The sequence below is a fragment of the Psychrobacter sp. W2-37-MNA-CIBAN-0211 genome (assembly GCF_040309405.1).
In the GTDB taxonomy this organism is placed as follows: Bacteria; Pseudomonadota; Gammaproteobacteria; order Pseudomonadales; family Moraxellaceae; genus Psychrobacter; species Psychrobacter glaciei.
The window spans coordinates 1-266 of sequence record NZ_JBEOOU010000263.1; the positions used below are offsets into that span (position 1 = coordinate 1).

Sequence of the window (266 nt, forward strand, 5' to 3'; positions counted from 1 at the left end):
TCAGAATTTCGAGCAAGTTACCGATACCGCGACCATGGCTGGCTGCCATCGGATACGGCTCGCCCAACCCTAAAGCATAAAATTCTGCAGGGGCAGAGTCATGGACACCATCGACTTTGTTGGCAACCACATAGACCGGCTTGCCAAGGGTGTGCAAGAACTTACCGATTTCGGCATCAGCGCCAATCATCCCAGCCCGTGCATCAACCACAAACACAATGATATCCGCTTCGTGAATGGCAGTATGCGACTGTTCAGACATGTAG

The 266-nt window shown here is 51.9% G+C and carries 1 pseudogene; it reads right to left on the reverse strand.

Annotated features, from left to right (window positions below):
- A pseudogene (locus tag AAEY72_RS15160) lies at positions 1-266 on the reverse strand (ribosome biogenesis GTPase Der); the annotation flags it as partial.